This is a genomic window from Kitasatospora hibisci, from assembly GCF_043950205.1.
Classification (GTDB): Bacteria; Actinomycetota; Actinomycetes; order Streptomycetales; family Streptomycetaceae; genus Kitasatospora; species Kitasatospora hibisci.
This window is the reverse complement of record NZ_CP171642.1, coordinates 1,906,361-1,924,984: the sequence shown is the minus strand read 5'-3', so window position 1 is coordinate 1,924,984 and position 18,624 is coordinate 1,906,361. Positions and strand designations below refer to the sequence as shown.

The 18,624-nt window shown below is 74.6% G+C and carries 16 protein-coding genes; 7 read left to right on the top strand and 9 right to left on the bottom strand.

Going from position 1 to position 18,624, the window contains the following annotated elements; genetic code table 11:
- The first annotated feature begins 42 nt into the window (after positions 1-42).
- Both ACF9IK_RS08235 and ACF9IK_RS08230 read left to right on the top strand, forming a co-directional pair.
- Positions 43-813 (top strand): AzlC family ABC transporter permease, encoded by a 771-nt coding sequence (locus ACF9IK_RS08235; RefSeq protein ID WP_395293588.1) that lies wholly within the window; start codon positions 43-45, stop codon positions 811-813.
- Positions 813-1,121 (top strand): AzlD domain-containing protein, encoded by a 309-nt coding sequence (locus ACF9IK_RS08230; RefSeq protein WP_395293587.1) that lies wholly within the window; start codon positions 813-815, stop codon positions 1,119-1,121. The genes ACF9IK_RS08235 and ACF9IK_RS08230 overlap by 1 nt, the downstream gene beginning before the upstream one ends.
- A gap of 17 nt (positions 1,122-1,138) precedes the next feature.
- Here the strand turns inward: ACF9IK_RS08230 and ACF9IK_RS08225 are convergent, their stop codons facing one another.
- Positions 1,139-1,459: a hypothetical protein gene (locus ACF9IK_RS08225; RefSeq protein ID WP_395293586.1), complete on the bottom strand. Its 321-nt coding sequence runs from the start codon at positions 1,457-1,459 to the stop codon at positions 1,139-1,141.
- A 183-nt stretch (positions 1,460-1,642) separates the two neighbouring features.
- Between ACF9IK_RS08225 and ACF9IK_RS08220 the strand changes: the two genes are divergently transcribed.
- On the top strand, positions 1,643-2,230 hold the full coding sequence (locus ACF9IK_RS08220; RefSeq protein ID WP_395298505.1) for a DinB family protein: 588 nt from the start codon (positions 1,643-1,645) through the stop codon (positions 2,228-2,230).
- 346 nt (positions 2,231-2,576) lie between these two features.
- Here ACF9IK_RS08220 and ACF9IK_RS08215 read toward each other — a convergent pair whose 3' ends face one another.
- Positions 2,577-3,128 (bottom strand): GNAT family N-acetyltransferase, encoded by a 552-nt coding sequence (locus ACF9IK_RS08215; RefSeq protein ID WP_395293585.1) that lies wholly within the window; start codon positions 3,126-3,128, stop codon positions 2,577-2,579.
- A gap of 124 nt (positions 3,129-3,252) precedes the next feature.
- On the opposite strand from ACF9IK_RS08215, the gene ACF9IK_RS08210 reads away from it, so the two are divergent.
- The 4 genes from ACF9IK_RS08210 to ACF9IK_RS08195 all read left to right on the top strand — a co-directional run bounded on the left by ACF9IK_RS08210 (position 3,253) and on the right by ACF9IK_RS08195 (position 7,680).
- Positions 3,253-4,440, top strand: a complete 1,188-nt coding sequence (locus ACF9IK_RS08210) for an acyl-CoA dehydrogenase family protein (RefSeq protein ID WP_395293584.1) — start codon at positions 3,253-3,255, stop codon at positions 4,438-4,440.
- Positions 4,441-4,665: 225 nt separating this feature from the next.
- On the top strand, positions 4,666-5,544 hold the full coding sequence (locus ACF9IK_RS08205; RefSeq protein ID WP_395293583.1) for an alkaline phosphatase family protein: 879 nt from the start codon (positions 4,666-4,668) through the stop codon (positions 5,542-5,544).
- Positions 5,545-5,757: 213 nt separating this feature from the next.
- The gene (locus ACF9IK_RS08200) at positions 5,758-6,228 is read left to right on the top strand and encodes a hypothetical protein (RefSeq protein WP_395293582.1); all 471 of its coding nucleotides are present in this window, start codon (positions 5,758-5,760) and stop codon (positions 6,226-6,228) included.
- Between the two features lie 120 nt (positions 6,229-6,348).
- On the top strand, positions 6,349-7,680 hold the full coding sequence (locus ACF9IK_RS08195) for a multidrug effflux MFS transporter (protein ID WP_395293581.1): 1,332 nt from the start codon (positions 6,349-6,351) through the stop codon (positions 7,678-7,680).
- Between the two features lie 132 nt (positions 7,681-7,812).
- Here the strand turns inward: ACF9IK_RS08195 and ACF9IK_RS08190 are convergent, their stop codons facing one another.
- The 7 genes from ACF9IK_RS08190 to ACF9IK_RS08160 form a co-directional block, all read right to left on the bottom strand.
- A complete protein-coding gene (locus tag ACF9IK_RS08190; protein ID WP_395293580.1) occupies positions 7,813-9,558 on the bottom strand; it encodes a glycosyl hydrolase family 18 protein in 1,746 nt (581 codons plus the stop codon).
- Positions 9,559-10,379: 821 nt separating this feature from the next.
- Positions 10,380-10,961, bottom strand: coding sequence for a hypothetical protein (locus ACF9IK_RS08185; protein ID WP_395293579.1), 582 nt, complete (start codon positions 10,959-10,961; stop codon positions 10,380-10,382).
- Between the two features lie 161 nt (positions 10,962-11,122).
- Positions 11,123-12,073: an ABC transporter substrate-binding protein gene (locus ACF9IK_RS08180; protein ID WP_395293578.1), complete on the bottom strand. Its 951-nt coding sequence runs from the start codon at positions 12,071-12,073 to the stop codon at positions 11,123-11,125.
- Between the two features lie 147 nt (positions 12,074-12,220).
- Positions 12,221-12,898 (bottom strand): ABC transporter permease, encoded by a 678-nt coding sequence (locus ACF9IK_RS08175; RefSeq protein WP_395293577.1) that lies wholly within the window; start codon positions 12,896-12,898, stop codon positions 12,221-12,223.
- Positions 12,895-13,563, bottom strand: a complete 669-nt coding sequence (locus ACF9IK_RS08170) for an ABC transporter permease (protein ID WP_395293576.1) — start codon at positions 13,561-13,563, stop codon at positions 12,895-12,897. The genes ACF9IK_RS08175 and ACF9IK_RS08170 overlap by 4 nt, the downstream gene beginning before the upstream one ends.
- Positions 13,553-14,677, bottom strand: coding sequence for an ABC transporter ATP-binding protein (locus ACF9IK_RS08165; protein ID WP_395293575.1), 1,125 nt, complete (start codon positions 14,675-14,677; stop codon positions 13,553-13,555). The genes ACF9IK_RS08170 and ACF9IK_RS08165 overlap by 11 nt, the downstream gene beginning before the upstream one ends.
- 559 nt (positions 14,678-15,236) lie before the next feature.
- The gene (locus tag ACF9IK_RS08160; RefSeq protein WP_395293574.1) at positions 15,237-18,524 is read right to left on the bottom strand and encodes a hypothetical protein; all 3,288 of its coding nucleotides are present in this window, start codon (positions 18,522-18,524) and stop codon (positions 15,237-15,239) included.
- Positions 18,525-18,624: the final 100 nt, after the last annotated feature.

Sequence of the window (18,624 nt, the reverse complement as noted above, 5' to 3'; positions counted from 1 at the left end):
TCGCCTTGACGAACGGCCGTCATGCGGTTCACTCTACTGGACATGCGTTCGCTCCTCCGAACACTCGATGCCGCCACGCTCCGGAACGTCGCGCTGGTCTGCGTCGCCGACGCCCTGGTCGGGGCCTCGTTCGGCGCCATCGCGGTCTCGGGCGGCCTGCCGCTCTGGGTGCCTGTCGTCCTGTCCGTGCTGGTCTTCGCCGGCGGTTCGCAGTTCGCCGCCGTCGGCGTGGTGCTCTCCGGCGGTAGCGCGCTCGCCGCCGTCGCCACCGGTCTGGTGCTCAACGCCCGCCTGCTGCCCTTCGGCTTCACCGTCGCCGACCTGCTCGACGGCCCCTGGTGGAGGCGGCTGGCCGGCACCCACCTGATCACCGACGAGTCGGTCGCCTTCGCCCTGCTCCAGCCTGACCGGCGCCGCCGCCGGGCGGTGTTCTGGCTCTGCGGGCTCGCCCTGTTCCTGATCTGGAACGCCTCCGTCGTCCTCGGCGCCGCCGCCGGCAGTCTCATCGGCGACACCGACGTCCTCGGGCTCGACGCCGCCTTCCCGGCCGTCCTGCTCGCCCTCGTCCTTCCCTCGCTCGGCGACCGCCGCACCCGGACCGCGGCCCTGGCCGGCGCCGCCCTCGCGGTCGCCGCCACCCCGTTCCTGCCGGGCGGTCTGCCGGTCCTGCTCGCCCTTGTCGGCCTGCTCCTCACCTGGCGCGGACCCGTCGCGGTGCCGGCCGGTGCACCGCAGGCGGGCGCACCGCGGCGAGGTGGGCCGGAGCCCGCCGGCGCCGAGCGGCCGGCCGGCGCCGTCGAGGAGGCCCACTGATGCCGCTGCTCGCCGTTCTCCTGCTGGCCGCCGGGACCTTCGCCTTCCGGGTCGTCGGCCCCGTCCTGGGCCACCGCCTCACCCTCCCGGACCGCCTGCGGCACCTGCTCGGCGTGGCCGCCGCCGTGCTGCTGGTCGCCCTGGTCGCCACCGGCGCGTTCACCCAGGGCCATGGCTTCGCCGGCTGGGCGCGACCGGCCGGAGTCCTGGTCTCCGGGGTGCTCGCGGTACGCCGCGCGTCGTTCCTGCTCGTCGTGGTGGCGGGCGCGGCGACCACCGCGGCCCTGCGCCTGTGCGGAGTCGGCTGACGGACCGCCGGGCCCGGTCAGCCGGCGGGGCCGTCGGCCAGGCGCTCCTGCTGGATCTCGGGCCGCGTGCTGTCCCAGAGCAGCTCCCACACCGTGAACACGCAGTGGTAGTCCCGCATGCTGCCCTTGGAGATCAGCAGGTAGGTGTCGCCGTCCCGGAGCAGTGTGCGCCGCCGGCTGTTGAAGGGGTGCTGCGGTGTGTACGCCGGGACGATCCGCTTCAACTCGGCGAGGGCGTCCTCCCGGGTGCCCTCGACCTCGGCCAGCACGTTGGTGCCCCAGATGCGATCGTGGCCGACCCCCTCGGTCTCCTGGACGACCAGTGCCCAGCGCGCCATGTCCCACCCCTCGTTCGGCCTGCGAAGACGGTCATCCTAAGTGGTCGTCTCACGCGGCAGGTTTCGCGAGCCGCTGGCAGCAGGTCGGGGTGGGGGCGGCGGCCGGGCCCCGGCTCTGCCGGTCGTCGCGGCCCGTGTACGGGATCTTGAGACCACGAGTAGTCCGTGGCAGGCTCATGCCGCATGATCGATGATTTCGCGAAGGACAACCTGCACGGGAGACTGCGGCGGGACCGCGAGGCGCTGCTCTGGAAACTCGACGGCCTGTCCGAATACGACGCCCGCCGACCTCTGACGGCGACCGGGACCAACCTCCTCGGCCTGGTCAAACACGTGGCCACCGTCGAGGCCAGGTACTTCGGCGAGGTCTTCGACCGCCCTTCCCCGGAACCGCTACCCCGGTGGCAGGACCACGACGGCAGCGATCTGTGGGCGGCCGAGGACGAGACCCGCGATCAGATCATCGGGTTCTACCGGCGTACGTGGGAACACTCGGACGCGACGATCAACGAGCTTCCCCTCGACGCCCCCGGCCACGTGCCGTGGTGGCCGGAGCAATATCCCAACACGAACCTGTTCGCCGTCATGGTCCACGTCCTCGGCGAGTCCAACCGGCACGCGGGGCATGCCGACATCCTGCGCGAGGGCCTCGACGGCCGGACCGGGGTGCGCCCCGAACACGAGAAGCAGATCGACGGGCAAGCCCGTGCCGCCCACTGCGCGACGATCGAGCAGGCCGCCAGGTCGGCCGGCTTGCTGATTGCGGAATGACTTTCGAAGGCGCCGGAGGCGGATGAGGCCGACGAACGGGAATGCTGTGATGCGACCGCTCCATGAGCGCGTGGTAGCGGTCGCCGGCGGAACGAGCGGAACGGGCCTGGCGACCGCACGTGCGGCTGCCGTACCCGTGTGGCGGCTGCAGACGCCGCTGCCCGCAGCCCTGCCCGCACGCCGGGCGGCGATCCCGCCGCGCGCGGCATCCGGGCCGACTCGGCCGGCCCGGGATGCATCGGCACCGAGTTGTCCGAGGCCGCCGGACCCGACCGTGCCCCGCGCGGAGCCGTCCGCTCCCAGGTGCCGCTGAAACGACTCGGCCGGGCACCGCCGCCGCCCCTCCCTACGCGTCGCCCGGGGCTGCGGCGGTGACGCCCAGCTGCTTGAAGAAGATGGTGGTCGGGTGCGCGACGCCCGCCGGGTCGGTCGCGAAGTCGGGCACCGCGCCGGCCCTGGTCCAGCCCTCCGCCGCGTACATCCGCTCCGCCGGGCTCCCGGTCTCGGTGTCGAGCACCAGCAGCCGGATGCCGCGCTCGGACGCGCCCGCCTCCAGGGCCGCCAGCAGACGTCCGGCGAGCCGCTGCCCCCGGTCCGCCGGATGCACCATCAGCTTGGCCACCTCCGCCCGGTGCCGGCCGTTGGCGGGGACGGCCGGCCGGAGCTGCACCGTCCCGGCGATCCGGTCGTCGCCCCCGGTGCGGGCCGTCCACAGCAGCAGCCGGCCGGCGGCGACGTCCGGGACCAGCGCGCGCCACCAGAGCGCCGCGTCCTCGGCATCGAGCGAGGCGAGGAAGCCGAGCGAGGCGCCGCCGGCGACGGTCTCCAGCAGCAGGGTCGCCAGCTGTCCCGCCGCGCCCTCCAGTTCGTCCGCCGTCAGCTGCTCGACTGTGTACATGCTCACTCCCTCGTCGCCGGCGGTCCACGGTCGGCCCCGGTGCGGAATACTCGCCGGTACCAGCAGCGCGATCAGTACCGCGACCAGCCCGGGCCGGTACCCGCCGAGACTACAAGGAGCTTCAATGGCGAAGCCGCCCCGGATCGATCCGGCCGACCTGCTCGCCGTCGGCGACATGCTCACCGACGAGGAACGGCTGATCCGTGACACGGTGCGGAAGTTCGCCGACGAGCGGATCCGCCCCGACGCCGGCGACTGGTTCGAGCGCGGTGTCTTCCCGGCCCGCGAACTCGCCCCGGAGCTCGGCGCCCTCGGCGTCCTCGGCATGCACCTCGACGGCTACGGCTGCACCGGTTCCACCGCGGTCGCCTACGGCGTGGCCTGCATGGAGCTGGAGGCCGCCGACTCCGGCCTGCGCAGCTTCGTCTCCGTCCAGGGCTCCCTCGCCATGCGCTCGATCCACGCCTACGGCTCGGAGGAGCAGAAGCAGCGCTGGCTGCCCGGCATGGCGGCCGGCCGGCTGATCGGCTGTTTCGCCCTCACCGAGCCGGACTTCGGCTCCGACCCGGCCAACATGCGGACCCGCGCCCGCCGCAAGGGCGGCGCGAACGGCGACTGGGTGCTCTCGGGCTCCAAGATGTGGATCACCAACGGCAGCATCGCGGACGTCGCCGTCGTCTGGGCGCAGACGGACGAGGGCGTGCGAGGGTTCCTGGTCGAGCGCGGCACCGCCGGCTTCACCGCGAACGACGTTCACGGCAAGCTGTCGCTGCGCGCCTCGGTCACCAGCGAGTTGGTGCTCGACGAGGTCGTCCTGCCGGCCGACGCGGTCCTGCCCGGCGTGACCGGCCTGCGCGGGCCGCTCTCCTCCCTGGGCGAGGCCCGCTACGGCATCCTCTGGGGCACGGTCGGCGCCGCCCGCGACTGCTACACCGCCGCGCTCGGCTACGCCAAGAGCCGCATCCAGTTCGAGCGCCCCATCGCCGGCTTCCAACTCACCCAGCAGAAGCTGGTCGAGATGATGCTGGAGGTGGAGAAGGCGTACCTGGTCGCGCTGCGGATCGGCCGGCTGAAGGACGAGGGCGCAGCCCGTCCGGCCCACATCAGCTTCGGCAAGCTCAACAACGTACGTGCCGCGCTGGAGATCGCCCGCAGCGCGCGCACCGTGCTCGGCGCCAACGGCATCACCACCGAGTACCCGGTGCTGCGCCACGCCAACAACCTTGAGTCGGTGCTCACGTACGAGGGCACCAGCGAGATCCACACCCTCGTCCTCGGCGAGGCCATCACCGGCGAGTCGGCCTACCGCTGACGGGCCCCGCGCCCCGTCCCGGCGGGTCGGGTGCCCGGAACGCCGACCCGGCGCACGGCCGCGGCGTGCGGCCCTTCCGCTGCCCCGGCATGGCGCCCGACACCGGCCGGACACCCGGTGTTCCGGCTGCCGACACGTCCCGGACCGGCAGCGTGGAGATCATGTCGCGGTCGGCGTGACCCCGGAGCGGGGGCGCCGGCCGCGCCACGTGAAAGGAACCCCGCCATGTCCACACCTCCGCTGCCGCGCCCCCGGGTCCTCGTCGTCGGCATCGACGGCGTCCGGTACGACCTGCTGGACCAGGTCCCGATGCCGCGGCTCACGGAGGTGGCCGCGGCCGGCTTCCTGGTGCCCGTCACGGTGGCCGACTCCACGCCCACCATGTCCGGCCCCTGCTGGGCCACCATCGTCACCGGGGTCGAGCCCGCCAAGCACGGCGTCTGGGGCAACCACTTCGGCGGCAACCGGCTGGACGTGTTCCCCGACTTCGCCACCCGCCTCGCGCGGCAGGACGGCCGCCGCACCTTCGTCGCCGGCGGCTGGGACCCGCTGATGATCAAGGAGTCCGGCGGCCCGCTGTTCCGCGCCCCAAGCCGCCTCTCCTACGTCGCGCCCGCGGCGGACACCCCCGAGGCCTGGGAGGCCGTGGACGAGGAGGTCACCCGGGAGGCCGTGCACGTCCTCGCCGGCGCCGACCCGGAGGCCTCCTTCGTCTACCTCGGCGCCGTCGACGAGACCGCGCACTTCCTCGGCTGCGGCGAGGAGTACCGGGCGTCCATGCGTACCGCCGACGAGCGCCTCGGCCGGCTGCTCGACGCCGTCCGCAGCCGCGCCGGCCGCGCCGAGGAGGCGTGGACGGTCATCGTCGTCACCGACCACGGCCACGTCGATGCCGGCGGCCACGGCGGCCGCACCCCCGAGGAACGCACCGCGTGGGTGGCCTGCGCCGGCCCCGGAATCCCGGCCGCCCCGCCGACCGGCGAGATCCGCCACCCGGACGTCGCCGCCCAGGTGTTCGCGGCACTCGGTCGGCCCATCGATCCCCACTGGACTTTGGACGGCCGCCCGTTCCGGGTCGCGCAGCCTGCTCCGGCGGCCGTCTGACCGCTCCGGCGCACCCGGGAACCCGCGGGCCGGTGCGCCGCGTGTACCTCTGAAGGCGGAGGCCGTACCCCCACGGTCGGAGGAACGGTCGCGACCTGGTGGTGACGACCCGGCAGGCGGGTCGGCCCCAGGATGGAGGCATCGCCGGCCCGGGAGCACGGGCCGGGCGGACGGACATCGGACGGAGAGGGCACGGCAGGCATGAACGGCATCGTGAGCAAGGTCGCAGTCGGGGTCGCGGGTACGGGCATGGCCGTCGCCGTCGCGACCATCGCGATCGGCCCGCGGGTCTCCGACTGGTACGACGGCCGGCACCAGGAGCAGGCCAGCTACGCCAAGGGCAGCGACGCCAAGGCGGACCGCCGCTCGATGCCGTCCTGGCTGCCGGACAACGCCACCTCGGTCCACTACCTGATGTCCACGACCGGGGACGACCGCCTGCTGAGCGCCACCCTGCCGGACGGCCGGCTGCCCGCCGGCTGCACGGTGGGAACGCCGGCCCGGAGCGTCCACCCGATGCCGGCGAGCCTCAGGGCCGGCTGGTTCCCGGAGGGCGTCGCGGCCAGGACCACCGGCAGCTGCGGCCACTACAGCGTCACCCTGACGGGAAGCCAGCTCTACGCGTGGCAGGACGGCGCCGCCGTCCAGGCCGCACTGCGGACGGGGCACCAGGCCAAGCACTGAGCCCAGGCCGGGACGGGCGCCGGACTGGTCCGCGCGGCCGACCCCGGGTGTCGCGGACCGGGCGCGCTGCGATAGGACGGAGCGAGGAGAATCCACCCGCGCCGCCCCGTGAGGAGCCCCATGCCTGGTCCGACCGCCGGCCACCCCGACCCCGCCGGCGACACGTCGACCTCCCCTGCCACCCCCACCGGTTCCACCCCCGCCGGTCCCACGGGCTCCACGCCCGTCGGACCGGCCGCCGCCGCCCCCGGCCGCGGCACCGTCGCGGTCCTGGGCGGCCTGGTCGCCCTCGGCCCGCTCACCACCGACCTCTACCTGCCCGGCCTGCCGGCGATCGCGCAGGACCTCGCCGCCGATCCCGCCGCAGTCCAGCTCACGGTCACCTTCTCGATGCTCGGCGTCGCCGTCGGCCAGCTGATCTTCGGACCGCTCAGCGACCGCCTCGGCCGCCGTCCGCCCCTGCTGGTCGGCCTCCTCGTCTACACCCTCGCCAGTGCGGTCTGCATCGTCGCGCCCGACCTGCCCGTCCTGGTCCTCGGCCGCTTCCTCCAGGGGGCCGCCGGGGCCGCCGGCCTGGTCGTCGGGCGTGCCATCGCCCGCGACCGGTTCGAAGGCGTCGCGATGCTCCGCTTCCTCGCCTCGATCAGCCTGATATCCGGGCTGGCCCCGATGCTCGCGCCGTTCCTCGGCGCCCAGCTGCTCCGCGTCACCTCCTGGCGGGGCACCTTCGGCGCGCTCACCGCGCTCGGTCTGCTGCTCGCCCTGGTGGCCTTCGGCGCCCTGCGCGAGACCCTCCCGCCCGCCGCCCGCCAGCCCGGCGGCCTCACCACCACCCTGCGCACCATGGGCCGGCTCCTGCGGGACCTGCCCTTCCTCGGTCTGCTGCTGACCGGCACCTTCGCCTTCGGCTCGTTGTTCGGCTACATCAGCGGCTCCTCGGTCGTGCTCCAGCACGTCTACCACGTCTCACCGCAGACCTACGGCGTGCTCTTCGGCCTCAACTCGCTGGCCATCGTCGCCGTCACCCAGCTGAACGGACGCGTCCTGGCCCGCCGCTTCACCCCCGGCGCGCTGATGCTGGCCGGCCTCGGGGCCGCCGTCGCCGCCGGCGCCGCGCTGCTGCTCGTCACCACGGTGTGGGACCTCGGTCTGCTCGGCGTCTGCCCGGCCCTCTTCGTCCTGATGGGCAGCTTCGGCATCGTCCTGCCGAACACCGCCGCCCGGGCCCTCAGCCTGGTCGCCCCCCAGGCCGCCGGCTCCGCCTCGGCCCTCCTGGGCACCGGCAACTTCCTCTGCGGCGCCGTCGTCGCCCCGCTCAGCTCCCTCGGCGGCAGCCCCTCCGCGGCGCTGCTCGCCACGGTCGTCCTCACCTGCGCCCTCCTCTCCGCCGCCTCCTACCTCCTCCTCTGCCGCCCCACCGCCCCGGCCACCGCGCCCGCCCCCGCCACCTGACCTGAGGCCTGAACCGGTCGCCGGCTCTGCCCGGGAGCGTGCCCGGGATGTCGCCGGGGGCGCCGCGTGGGTGGAGTGCGGCGCCCCCGACGGGGTGTGCGGGTGGCGGGTGAGGGGTGTGCGGGGTGGGCGTCAGGCGAGGGTGAAGTCGTCGCCGTAGACGCTGCCCTGGCCGTACCAGCCGTGCAGGTAGACCGTGACGGTGCCGGAGGATCCGGTGGTGAAGGGGACGGTCAGCCTGGTCCAGCCCGAGGCACTGGTCCAGGTGCTGGCGGTGGCGCCGCCGCTCACGCCGAGGTACGCGTAGTTGCCCTGCACCCAGCCGCTCAGCGTGTACGAGGTGTTGGGCTTCAGGGTGACGGTCTGCGCGCACTGGCCGGTCTGCGCGTAGCCTGCCGCCGCCTGCAGGGCGTGGGAGCCGGAGTGGGTCGGGGCGGCGACCACCGCGCCGCCGGTCTGGCAGGTCCACGGGGCGAGGCTGCCGGTCTCCAGGCCGCCGTTGACCAGCCCGCCGGTCGGCGGGGTGCCGCCGGTGACGGTCAGGTTGAAGGTACCGGTGCGGCTGCCGGACGGGGCGCTGCCGGTCACGGTGAGCGGGTAGGTGCCCGCGGCGGCCGCGGACGTGGTGCTGATGGTGAGGGTGGCTGTGCCGCCCGCCGTCACGCTGCTGGGGGAGACGGTGGCGGTGACACCGGCCGGGGCGCCGGTGACGGTGAGGTTGACGGACTGGGCGGAGCCGGCCGTCACGGCGGTGGAGACCGTCGCGGTGGTGGACGCCCCGGCCGCCACCGTGGCCGAGCCGGGGCTCACGCCGACCGAGAAGTCGTTGCCCGGCTGGGTGCTGCCGGTGAACGGCGCGAAGACGTGCGTGAAGTCCCAGGTGCCCTGACTGATCCCGGAGCAGTCGTCGCGGCCGCCGGTGCCGGGACAGCCGCCGTTGTCGCGCTGCAGGGCCCAGAAGGAGAGCGTGTTGATGCCCTTCGCGACCGCCCAGTTGTAGACGGTGGTCGCATCGGCGACGGTGAAGGTCTCGGCCGGGCCGAAGTCGTCGATGCCGAGCATCTCGGTGATGCCGATGGAACCCCACAGCTGGGCGGGGGACTTGGTCGGGTAGAGCTTCGCCAGCTGGTTGTAGAGGCCGGTGGCGGCGGTCTGGGTGTCGGCGGCCATGTCGTGCGCCGCGTTGTCGTAGTAGTCGAAGGTCATCAGGTTGACGACGTCGATCCGGGCGTTGTTGCCGACCGCGTTCTTGAGCACCGCGAGGCCGCTCGCGGCCAGGCCGGCGGTGGTGGTCGGCAGCGTGTAGGAGAACTGGATCGAGCGGCCGTTGGCGGCGGCCCAGTCCTGGACCAGCTTGATCGCCTTGTTGCGGCGGTCGATCCCGGCCGTGTTGGTCAGCGAGTTGTCCTCGATGTCGAGGTCGATCCGGCTGATGCCGTAGGTGGTGATGACGTTCTCGAAGGCGGCCGCGATCTGGTTCACATCGTTGCAGCTGTCGGCGAGTTCGGTGCCGGTGTTGTCGGCGGTGTAGCCGCCGAAGGAGGGGATCACGTCGCCGCCGCCGGCCCGGATGGCGGCGATGTCGGCGCCGAACGAGGACGACGCGACCGGCAGGGAGGTGTCGCCGTTCCAGTAGGGGGTGCAGGAGCCCTTGGCGGCGGTCTGCAGGAACGCCATGGTGAGGTGCTTGGCGCCGGACTGGGCGGCGAGCGTGGCCGGGCTCTGGCCGGTCCAGGCTTCGAAGTACGGGGCGAACACCCGGGTCGGCAGCGGGGCCGCGGCCTCGGCCGAGGACGTCCCGGTGGCGACCAGCCCGGCCGAGGCGGCGAGCGTGGCGCAGGCGGTGAGGACGGCCTGGATCGTTCTGCGTAGACGCATGGGTTCTCCAACAGGTCTGGTGGGGCTGATTGTTGGTGAAGTTCTGGACTGAACTGCGCTGCGGAGCAGACGTGTCGCGATGGCTGCGCCGGAGGCGGCGCGCACGCGTGTGTGTGCAGGTGTGCGGGGCGTGCGGCTGTGCAGGCGTTCAGGATGCAGGCGTGCGGGAACCCGGGCGCGAGGGCGCGACGGGGCGCAGGTGTGGCCGTGCGGCCGCGGGAGGCCGTGCGGGTCGGGGGTGGAGCGGAGCAGGGCGGGGCGATGCCTCAGCCGCCGGTGGTCACACCCCCACAGTGCATCCCGGTCGGATCGACATGCCTATGGTTGGACTAGACCACTCCTCTGTCAAGAGCCCTAACAGTTCGTCACCGTACGGGCCTGCCGGCCGCCGGGCGGACGCTCCGCCCGCGGGAGCGTCCCCGCTCGACCGGGACCGGCTCCACGTGCGACCTCGACGGGAAGGGCGGCCACCGCCCGAGCGAGCCCGGATCGTCCCCGTACCGGACCTGCGTGGGCGATCCCGGCGTGCGTCCGGGCGGGATCCCGGAGTCGTGCGCCCGGCAGGACCGGCCGAACTCGCCCGGTCCGCCCGGCCGGTCGGCGGGCAGTGGCTGAACGGCCCGCGTGGCCGCTGTCGTTCCACCGGCCCGGTGTGCAGCTCCCGACCTGCCTGATCGATCGTCGATGGCGGGCGACGGGGACGGGTCCTCGACCACCGGGCGACTGGAGGAGGGGCGATGGGCCCGCGGCCGCGCGGATCGCCGCGCGGCCGCGGTGGCCCGGCGCTCAGGACGCCGGGCCGCTCTGGACGCCCTGTTCGGCTAGGCCGGCGGGCAGAGGGTGGCGCGCAGGGCGTCGATGATCTTCTCGGCCTTCTCGGGGCCGAAGCCCTGCGGGTGGGCGGCGTCGGTGAAGCGCTGGTCGGCCAGCTCCACGAGCTTGGACCTGTCCTTCGGGAACTGGTACATCGCCTGGCACTGGTTGCGCGCGCGGTCGACGGCCTGGTCGGGCTTGCCGCCGACGATCGCCGGGTCGATCGCGTTCAGCGCCTCGACCAGCTTGGCGGTCACGTCGGTGCCCGGCTTGGTGGGCAGCCCGGCATCGGCGGGCGGCGCGGGCTTGGGCTGCGCCGGGGTGCCCGGGGCGTCCGGAGCGCCGGGTGGGGTGGAGCCCGCGGCCGGCCCGTCGGAGGCGCCCGCGTCGGGGGTGCCCGGGGAGGGTGCGGCCGGAGTGGGCGCCTCCGGCGTCGGGGCGGCGCTGCTGCCGGTGGCGGAAGCGGTGGGGGATGCGGTGGCGGAGCCGCCGGCGCCGGCCGCGGAGGTGCCGGAGCCGGAGCTGGAGCAGGCAGCGAGGCTCACCGCGGCGAACGCCGTGAGGGTGGCGGCGAGGAGACGAGTGCGCATCCCGTCACACTGTCATGTTCGCGCCGCTCAAGGGAAGATCCCCGGACGGGCTCGTACCGCCGCCGGGGCCGGCCCGCGCCGCCGCCCCGGTGGGCTCGCGCCGCCCCGAGGCGGCGGCGGTCCGGGGAACGCTCCCCGGACCGCCGCCGCTGCTTCGCCGGTCAGACCAGGCCGTTGGCCTTCAGCCAGTCCTTCGCCACCGCCGACGGGTCCTCCTTGTCGACGGCGACCTTCTTCATCAGGCCGAGCAGGCCCGCCGTGTCGAGCTTGGCCGACACCGCGTTGAGCGCGGCCGTCGCCTTGGCGTCGACCCCCGCTTTGTTCACCAGCGGGGTGATGTTCTGCGCGCCGAAGAGGTTCTTCGGGTCGGCCAGCGGAACCAGCTTCAGCTGGGTGATCTTCGGGTCGGTGGAGAAGACGTTGCCGACCTGGACCGCACCGTCCCTGACCGCGTTGGCGGTGGTGTCGCCGGTCGGCTTCCACTCCTTGAACGTCAGCCCGTAGACGTCCTTGAAGGGCTGCTCCTGCCGGGACTTGAACTCCGGCGGGCCGCCGATGGTGAGCTCGCCGGCCTTCCCCGCCAGGTCGGCGATGGTCTTCAGGCCGTACTTGTCGGCCGTCTCCTGGCTGACGCTCAGGGTGTCCTTGTCCTCTGCGGGCGAGGAGTCCAGGATCGCCAGCGAGGCGGGCAGGGTCTTCGTCAGGGCCGCGTCGACCTCGTCCTTGGTGGCGGCCGGGGCCTTGCCGCCGAGGTAGGCGAGCAGCGCGCCGTTGTACTCGGGCAGTACGGTCAGGCTGCCGCTCTGCAGCTGCCCGTAGAGCACCTCGCGGCTGCCGATGTTGAACTTCTCCTCGACCTTGACGCCCTTGGCCTTGAGCGCCTGTGAGTAGATCGAGCCGAGCAGCACGTTCTCGGGGAAGTTGGCCGATCCGACCACCACGGTCGAACCCGAGGAGCCGGTGCCGGCGGCCGGCGCGGACGAGGAGCCGGCGCCGAGCGGGTCGGAACCGGAGGAGGAACAGGCGGTGGCGCCGAGCGCGAGCGCGGCCAGGGCACCGAGGGCGACGGCGCGGCGGCCGAGTGCCGGCCGGAGGGAGGCAGGGGTCGACATGGTGAGAGATGTCCTTTCCAGGGCTTGAACGAAGCGAAGTGGGCAGCGTGAGCGGACGTCGGCGCAGTGACCGCGGCGCAGTGACCGCGGCGTCGTGACCGGCGCAGCGTGGGCGGCGCGTCGTGATCGGGTCGCCGGGGGGCGGCGTCAGCGGGCCCGGCGCTGGGCGCGCAGCCCGGGCGGGAGCGCGAACCGGGCGAGGACGGTGAAGAGGAGCTGGGCGCCGACCGCGAGCAGAACCACCAGCAGCGCCCCGCCCGCGGTCAGGGCGAAGTCGCGGGTGGCCAGCCCGTCGATCACGTACCGGCCCAGCCCGCCGAGCCCGACGTACGCGGCGACCGTGGCCGTCGCGATGACCTGCACGGTCGCGGTGCGGAACCCCGCCAGCAGGGTCGGCAGCGCTGACGGCAGGCAGACCTGCCGGAGCACCTGGGGGTGGGTCAGCCCCACCCCGCGCGCGGCGTCCCGGACGTCGGGGTCGGTGCCGCGCACCCCCTCGACGGCCGCCACCAGCAGCGGCGGCACGGCCAGTGCGACCAGCGGGACCAGGACGGCCGTGTCACCGACCCCGGCGAGCAGCACCGTGAAGGTCACCAGCCCGAGCGTCGGCAGCGCGCGGGTCGCGCCGGCCAGGGCGGTGACGACGGCGGTGCCGCGCCCGGTGTAGCCGATCAGCAGACCGAGCGGGACGGCCAGCACCGCCGCGTAGAGCAGCGCCTCACCGGAGAACACCAGATGCTCGGCGATCCGTTGGGTGATCGCGTTCGGACCGGTGCGGCGGTCGGGGGAGGAGAAGAAGTCGCCCAGCCAGGAGAGCCAGTTCACCGGGCCGCCCCCTTCTCGCGGACCGCCCAGGGCGCGAGCAGCCGCCGCGCGCCGAGCAGCAACAGGTCCACCGCGAGCGCCAGCGCGGCAGTCAGCACGATGCCGGCCACGATCGGGGTCGTGAAGGTGCGCTGGAAGCCGTCCATGAACAGGTAGCCGAGGCCGCCGCGCCCGATCAGGGCGCCCACGCTCGCCAGCGAGATGCTGGAGACCGCCGCGACCCGCAGCCCGGCCACCAGGTAGGGCACGGCGGCGGGCAGTTCGACGGCGGTCAGCCGGTGCCAGGGCCCGTAGCCCATGGCGGTCGCCGCCTGCCGGACCGGCTCGGGCACGGCGCGCAGCCCGTCCACCGTGGTCGGCAGCAGTACCGCGATCGCGTAGAAGGTGAGCGGGATCATCACGGTGGTCTGGGTGGCCAGCCCGGTGTAGGGGATGAGCAGCACGAAGACGGCCACCGCCGGCAGCGCGTAGACGACGTTGAAGACCGCGGCGATCGGCTGGTAGAGCCGGGGGAGCCGGGCGCAGGCCAGGCCGAGCGGGACGGCGAGCAGCAGGCCGATCAGGACCGGGAGCAGGGCGAGCACGGCGTGGTCGGCCAGCAGGCCGCCGAGGTAGCCGAGATGGTCGCCGATCCAGTACCAGCGGACGATCGGTTCATCGTCCACGGCCTGCTCCGTCCTTCGCGGCGGCGCCGTCCCGAGCGGCTGCCTCGTCGTTCGCGGCGGCGCCGTCCGCGGTGGTGCCCGGTGCGGCGTCGAGTGCGGTGAGGACGGCCTCGCGGCTCGCCGTGCCGGTGGCCCGGCCTTCGTCGTCCAGGGCGACCGCGACCGCGGCGGGCGACAGGACGGCGGCGTCCAGTGCGGTGCGTAGGGTGTCGCTCCCGGGGCGGAAGCCGGCCGCCGGGTGCAGGGCCGCGGTCGCGGCGTCGCGGTCGACCCAGCCGATCGGCCGGCGTTCGTCGTCCAGGACCAGCTCCCAACCGCCGTAGCGCAGTCCGGCCGACAGCGGGCGCACGGCGACGCCGCGGGCCGGGCGCAGGCCGAGGCCGCGCAGGCCGCGGTCGCGGCCGAGGAAGGCGGCCACGCCGTGGTCCGCGGGCTCGGTGAGCAGCGTGTGCGGATCGGCGAGCTGGGCGATCCGGCCGTGCTCGCGCAGTACCACGACCTGGTCGCCGAGCCGGACGGCCTCCTCGATGTCGTGCGTCACGAACAGGACCGTCTTGTGCAGCTCGGACTGCAGCCGCAGCAGCTCCTCCTGGAGTCCGGCGCGGACCACCGGGTCGACGGCGCTGAACGGCTCGTCCATCAGCAGTACCGGCGGGTCGGCGGCAAGCGCGCGTGCGACGCCGACCCGCTGCTGCTGGCCGCCGGAGAGCTGGAACGGGTACCGCTTGCCGGTCTCCGGCGCCAGGCCGACCAGCTCAAGCAACTCGGCGGCCCGGGCCCGGGCCTTCTTCCGGTCCCAGCCGAGCAGGTACGGGACGGTGGCGATGTTGTCGATCACCCGCCGGTGCGGGAAGAGACCGGCCTGCTGGATCACGTACCCGATGCCGCGGCGCAGCTTGGCCGGCTCCAGCTCGGCGACGTCCGCGCCGTCCAGCAGCACCCGGCCCGAGGTCGGCTCGACCATCCGGTTGACCATGCGCAGCAGCGTCGTCTTGCCGCAGCCGGATGGGCCGACCAGCACGGTTATCCGCCCGGTGGGCACGTCGAGGTCCAGGCCCTCGACGGCGATGGTGCCGTCGGGGTGGCGCTTGCCGGCGCCGTCGAATCTGATCACGGGGAGTTTCCTCGTCTCGGCGCCCCGGATGCCGGCGGCGCCGATGGTGTCGGTTCTGTCAGTCTGTCGAACGGTCAGTCGATCGCGTTCGTGGGTTGGTGGCGTCTTGTCGACAAATGACAGTACGTGGTGCGGTCCTCTTCGTCGGGCGACTTGTTCGGGCGTTCTTCCGCCCGCGTGGCTGCCCAGCATCGGACCGGCGGAAACTCTGATCAGACTATGACCTGGATCATCTCCTGTCGCCGATTTACCGTCCGGTGGGTGCCTTACAGCTGCCTTACGGGTGCCTCGTGCGTGCCCCGCGGGCTCCGTCGATGACCACGGGTGACCGCCGGGACCCGGGGAGCGGTTCGGATCAGGCCCGGTGTGCGGCCTGCGGAGCGTCAGCCGCCCGGCTGCGTCGGCGGTCCGGCTGTGTCGGCGGTCCGGCGGCGGTCCGGCCCACGAACCCGCCGTCCAGGCCGGGAGCCCGGTGCAGCCCCGGCTCGTGCGTCGGCGCACCGGCAGGCCCTGCTCCGGGCCGCCGAGCGGGAGCTCCTCCAGTGCGCTCCGGCCCCGGTCACCCCTCCGCGGGAGGCCGTGGTGCGGGTGGCGCGGGCGGCGCGGGTGCGGACGGCCCGCGCACCGACCGCGCGGGTGCCGCTGACGTGGGCGCCGGTTCCGTGGGCTCCGACGGCGTGCGGACCGGCGGCACCGACGCAGCGGGTGCCGGGACCGGCGACGCGGGTGCCGTCGGTGCCGCCGGGCCGGGGCCGGTCACGACCGCCTTCAGGACGGGGGCCGCCAGCTCGCCCAGATGGCGACCGAGCGTCTGGTAGGCGTCGAACTGCCGGTGGTCGAACCACTGGTCGCCGGTGCTGTCGTTCGGGAAGGCGGGGTTGGCCGCCGCGTAGGCGTGCAGTTCGTAGGGCATGTCGGGGGTCAGGACGGCCTGGACGACGATCAGCGTGCCGAGGCGGCGTCCGTCCTCCCCGCCGGGGCCCACGCCCACCGGGCCGGTGTGATCGCCGCCGTCCCCGTCCCCGTCCCCGTCTCCGTCCCCGTCCTCGGGGAGGTCGAGCGGGCCCGGGTAGCGGATGGTCCCGGTGATCACCGCGCGGGCGGAGAAGCGGTCGGCGAGCCGCGCCGCCAGCCCGCGCAGCGGCGGCCCGGCCGGCCCGCCCCGCTCGCCGAGGCTGCCGGGGATCAGCAGCTCCGGCTCGTGCAGGGTGATGACGATGCCCAGTTCCTCGCGGGCCAGCGTGATGGCGGCCGCCAGGGTGGCGGCGAGCGGGGCGTCCCCGCTGGCGTCGATGCAGACCGCCGTCCGGACGCCGTGCCGGAGGAGCTCGACCAGTCCGAGGTTCTCGTAGTGGCCGCCGTCGGTGGTGAGCAGGAACCGGTCGTCCATCGGGAAGCGCCCGCACAGCTCGCGCAGTTGGTAGGGCAGCCGGCGGACACCGGGCTGCGGCGCGTGCCGCCAGTCCCGGTCGGCCGTCCAGAGCGGGTCGAGCGCGGCCGGGTTGGGCAGCCAGGTGCCGAGCCGGGCGTTGGTCACGGCGAAGAGCCCTTGGTAGGCACGGGACTGACGCCCCATCGCGGAGGAGAAGGCGGCGCCGGAGACCGCCATCGCGGACTGGACCGTGAGGTCCCGGGCGATGTGCCGGCGGGTGCGTCGCTCCAGCAGGTCGGTGCGGGCGTAGCCGACGTCCGGCCCGCCGACGTAGTCGTGCGAGAAGGTGAACGAGACCGCGCGGCGCCCGGGCGGGGTGCGCGAGTTGCCGGACAGGTTGGCCGCGGCCGCGAACACCACCTGCGGGAAGCCCGGTTGCCGGGCGCCGTAGTGGCTGAGCCGGGTCTGCTCGCGGTAGAAGTGGTACGGCCGGGCCAGCACCTCGCCGTCCTCGGTGGAGCGGCGGACGGCGAACGCCGAGGCGAGCCGGCGCCGGTAGAACGGGTGCAGGCCCATCCAGGTCTGGTCGAGGTTGAGGCCGACCGTCGCCAGGACGAGCGGCAGCAGCACCTGCGCGGCGACCGGCCAGGCGTGGCCGGTCGCGACCGCCCACCCGAGCGCCAGAAGCGCGCCCACCGACAGCGTCCCCAGGGCGGCCCAGACCACCAGGTACTGGGTGACCTTGGTGCCGAGGCCGCCGCCGACGCGCCGGGCGCCGCTCACCAGCCCGCCGAGCGCCGCCGTACCGAGCTCGATGGCCCGCCGGCCGTGCCACAGTATGCCGAGCAGCAGGGCGAGGTAGCTGAGCAGCACGGTGAGGCTCAGGCCGGCGCCGGTCTGCCGCGCACCCACCGCGAGCGCCTGTTGCAGCGCGACCGCGCCCCAGGCCAGCCCGGGCACCACCAGCACTCCCACCGTGACCAGCCCGGCCAGGGCCAGCGCGCCGTGCCCCAGGCGGCGCAGCGCGCGCGGCAGCCGTGTGTTCCAGCCGAGCATCGAGAAGGCGAGCAGCCAGAGCAGCCAGCAGGCCGCGGCGGCGGTGAGCAGCCCCACCAGGGCGAGAACGGCGGGCGTCCGGACGGGCAGCGGGCCGAGCCGGACGGCCCCGCCGGTGCGCAGGCCGACGGAGGCCAGGGCGTCCAGGTCGGCCAGCGGGACGAGGTGGTAGCAGAAGCTGAGCCCGAGGCCGAGGACGAGTATGGCGGCGAGCAGCAGCGCCAGGGCGGCGACCAGGCCGCGCAGCAGGGTGCCGAGGGCGACCAGCCACTGCCCGGCGCCGTCCGCCAGGTACTTGGCGTGCCGGCGGAGGTGGTCCTCCTCCGGCGAGCCCGGCGCCAGGACGTCGGCCGCGGTGAGCCCGGAGACGGCGTGCACCGCGCTGCCCGGCGCCGAGTCGCAGAGGGCCAGCTGGAGTGCGCCGACGGCGTAGCCGCCGCCGGAGACGGAGACCAGGTAGCGGGACCGCATGAGCCAGGGCCGCAGGGCCTGGAGCGCGCCGAGGGTGACGCAGGCGGAGCGGATGCCGCCGCCGGAGGCGCAGAAGCCGAGCTCGGCGTGCTCCCGGCCGGGCGGTACCAGGGCGCCGTTGCGCCAGCGGGCCTGGTGGTCGAGCGGCCGGTGCGTCCGCCGGCCGGGCGGCCAGCGCCCGCCGTGGGCGGTGGCCACGGGCCAGGGCGGGATCAGCGCGGGCCCGGCGGAGCGCCCGTCCGTCGGCGCGCCCGGCCCGGCCGCCCCGGCGTCGGTGGCCAGCCCGGTGTCGGCCCCGGTCGTACGTCCGCCGGCGGCGGTCACGGGGTGGACCTCGCCGCCGGGCGTCGCGTCGTCCGCCGGGTCGTCCGGTTCCGGTGGGCGCCGCAGGAGTGCGCGCACCGCACGGTGCAGGGTCACGGTGACGACCACCGCGGCGGCCGCCCCGGCGGGCAGGAGCAACAGCCACTTCACGGTGCTGAGCGCCGTCGCTGCCGCGAACGGCGCGTCGGAGCCGCCCGGACCACCCGCACCGTTCAACCGGTCGAACCCGTCCAACCCGGTGGCGAGCAGCACGTCCTCCGCGACGTCGCAGGCGCCCGCCAGCAGCCCGGCGCCGCCGGCGGCGAGGGCGGCGAGCCGCCAGTGCTCCCGGCCGAGCACGTACCGGCCGAGCAGCCCGGCCGCGACCAGGGTGAGCGTGTACCCGGCGATCGGCCAGCCGTCCGCCGCCAGCGCGGCGCGGTACTCCGGCGCCCTGCCGTCCACCACCGCCGCGGCGGCCGCACGGGTACCGGCCAGCTGCAGGGCGACGTCCCGCACCGGCGGTGCCCACCGTGCGTACAGCAGGGCCCCGAGCGCCGCGGGGACGAGCACCGCGAGCCCGAGCAGCACCCCGGCCCACGCCGGGACCGGACGCCTTCCGCGCGTCCGTGATCCAGTCGCCACGTCCACCTCCCCCGTGCACCCGGAACCACGACGCCCTCGACCGCACGTGCGGGGTGCCTCCCGGGCCGGCGGGGGCCGCGGGCGGAGCACGCGCACATCA

Excerpts from the sequence above, each read along its gene's own strand:
- ACF9IK_RS08235 (WP_395293588.1), top strand. The coding sequence starts at position 43 with ATGCGTTCGCTCCTCCGAACACTCGATGCCGCCACGCTCCGGAACGTC.
- ACF9IK_RS08205 (WP_395293583.1), top strand. The coding sequence starts at position 4,666 with ATGTCCACACCTCCGCTGCCGCGCCCCCGGGTCCTCGTCGTCGGCATC.
- ACF9IK_RS08215 (WP_395293585.1), bottom strand. The coding sequence starts at position 3,128 with ATGTACACAGTCGAGCAGCTGACGGCGGACGAACTGGAGGGCGCGGCG.
- ACF9IK_RS08195 (WP_395293581.1), top strand. The coding sequence starts at position 6,349 with ATGCCTGGTCCGACCGCCGGCCACCCCGACCCCGCCGGCGACACGTCG.
- ACF9IK_RS08190 (WP_395293580.1), bottom strand. The coding sequence starts at position 9,558 with ATGCGTCTACGCAGAACGATCCAGGCCGTCCTCACCGCCTGCGCCACG.
- ACF9IK_RS08185 (WP_395293579.1), bottom strand. The coding sequence starts at position 10,961 with ATGCGCACTCGTCTCCTCGCCGCCACCCTCACGGCGTTCGCCGCGGTG.
- ACF9IK_RS08225 (WP_395293586.1), bottom strand. The coding sequence starts at position 1,459 with ATGGCGCGCTGGGCACTGGTCGTCCAGGAGACCGAGGGGGTCGGCCAC.
- ACF9IK_RS08180 (WP_395293578.1), bottom strand. The coding sequence starts at position 12,073 with ATGTCGACCCCTGCCTCCCTCCGGCCGGCACTCGGCCGCCGCGCCGTC.
- ACF9IK_RS08220 (WP_395298505.1), top strand. The coding sequence starts at position 1,643 with ATGATCGATGATTTCGCGAAGGACAACCTGCACGGGAGACTGCGGCGG.
- ACF9IK_RS08230 (WP_395293587.1), top strand. The coding sequence starts at position 813 with ATGCCGCTGCTCGCCGTTCTCCTGCTGGCCGCCGGGACCTTCGCCTTC.
- ACF9IK_RS08210 (WP_395293584.1), top strand. The coding sequence starts at position 3,253 with ATGGCGAAGCCGCCCCGGATCGATCCGGCCGACCTGCTCGCCGTCGGC.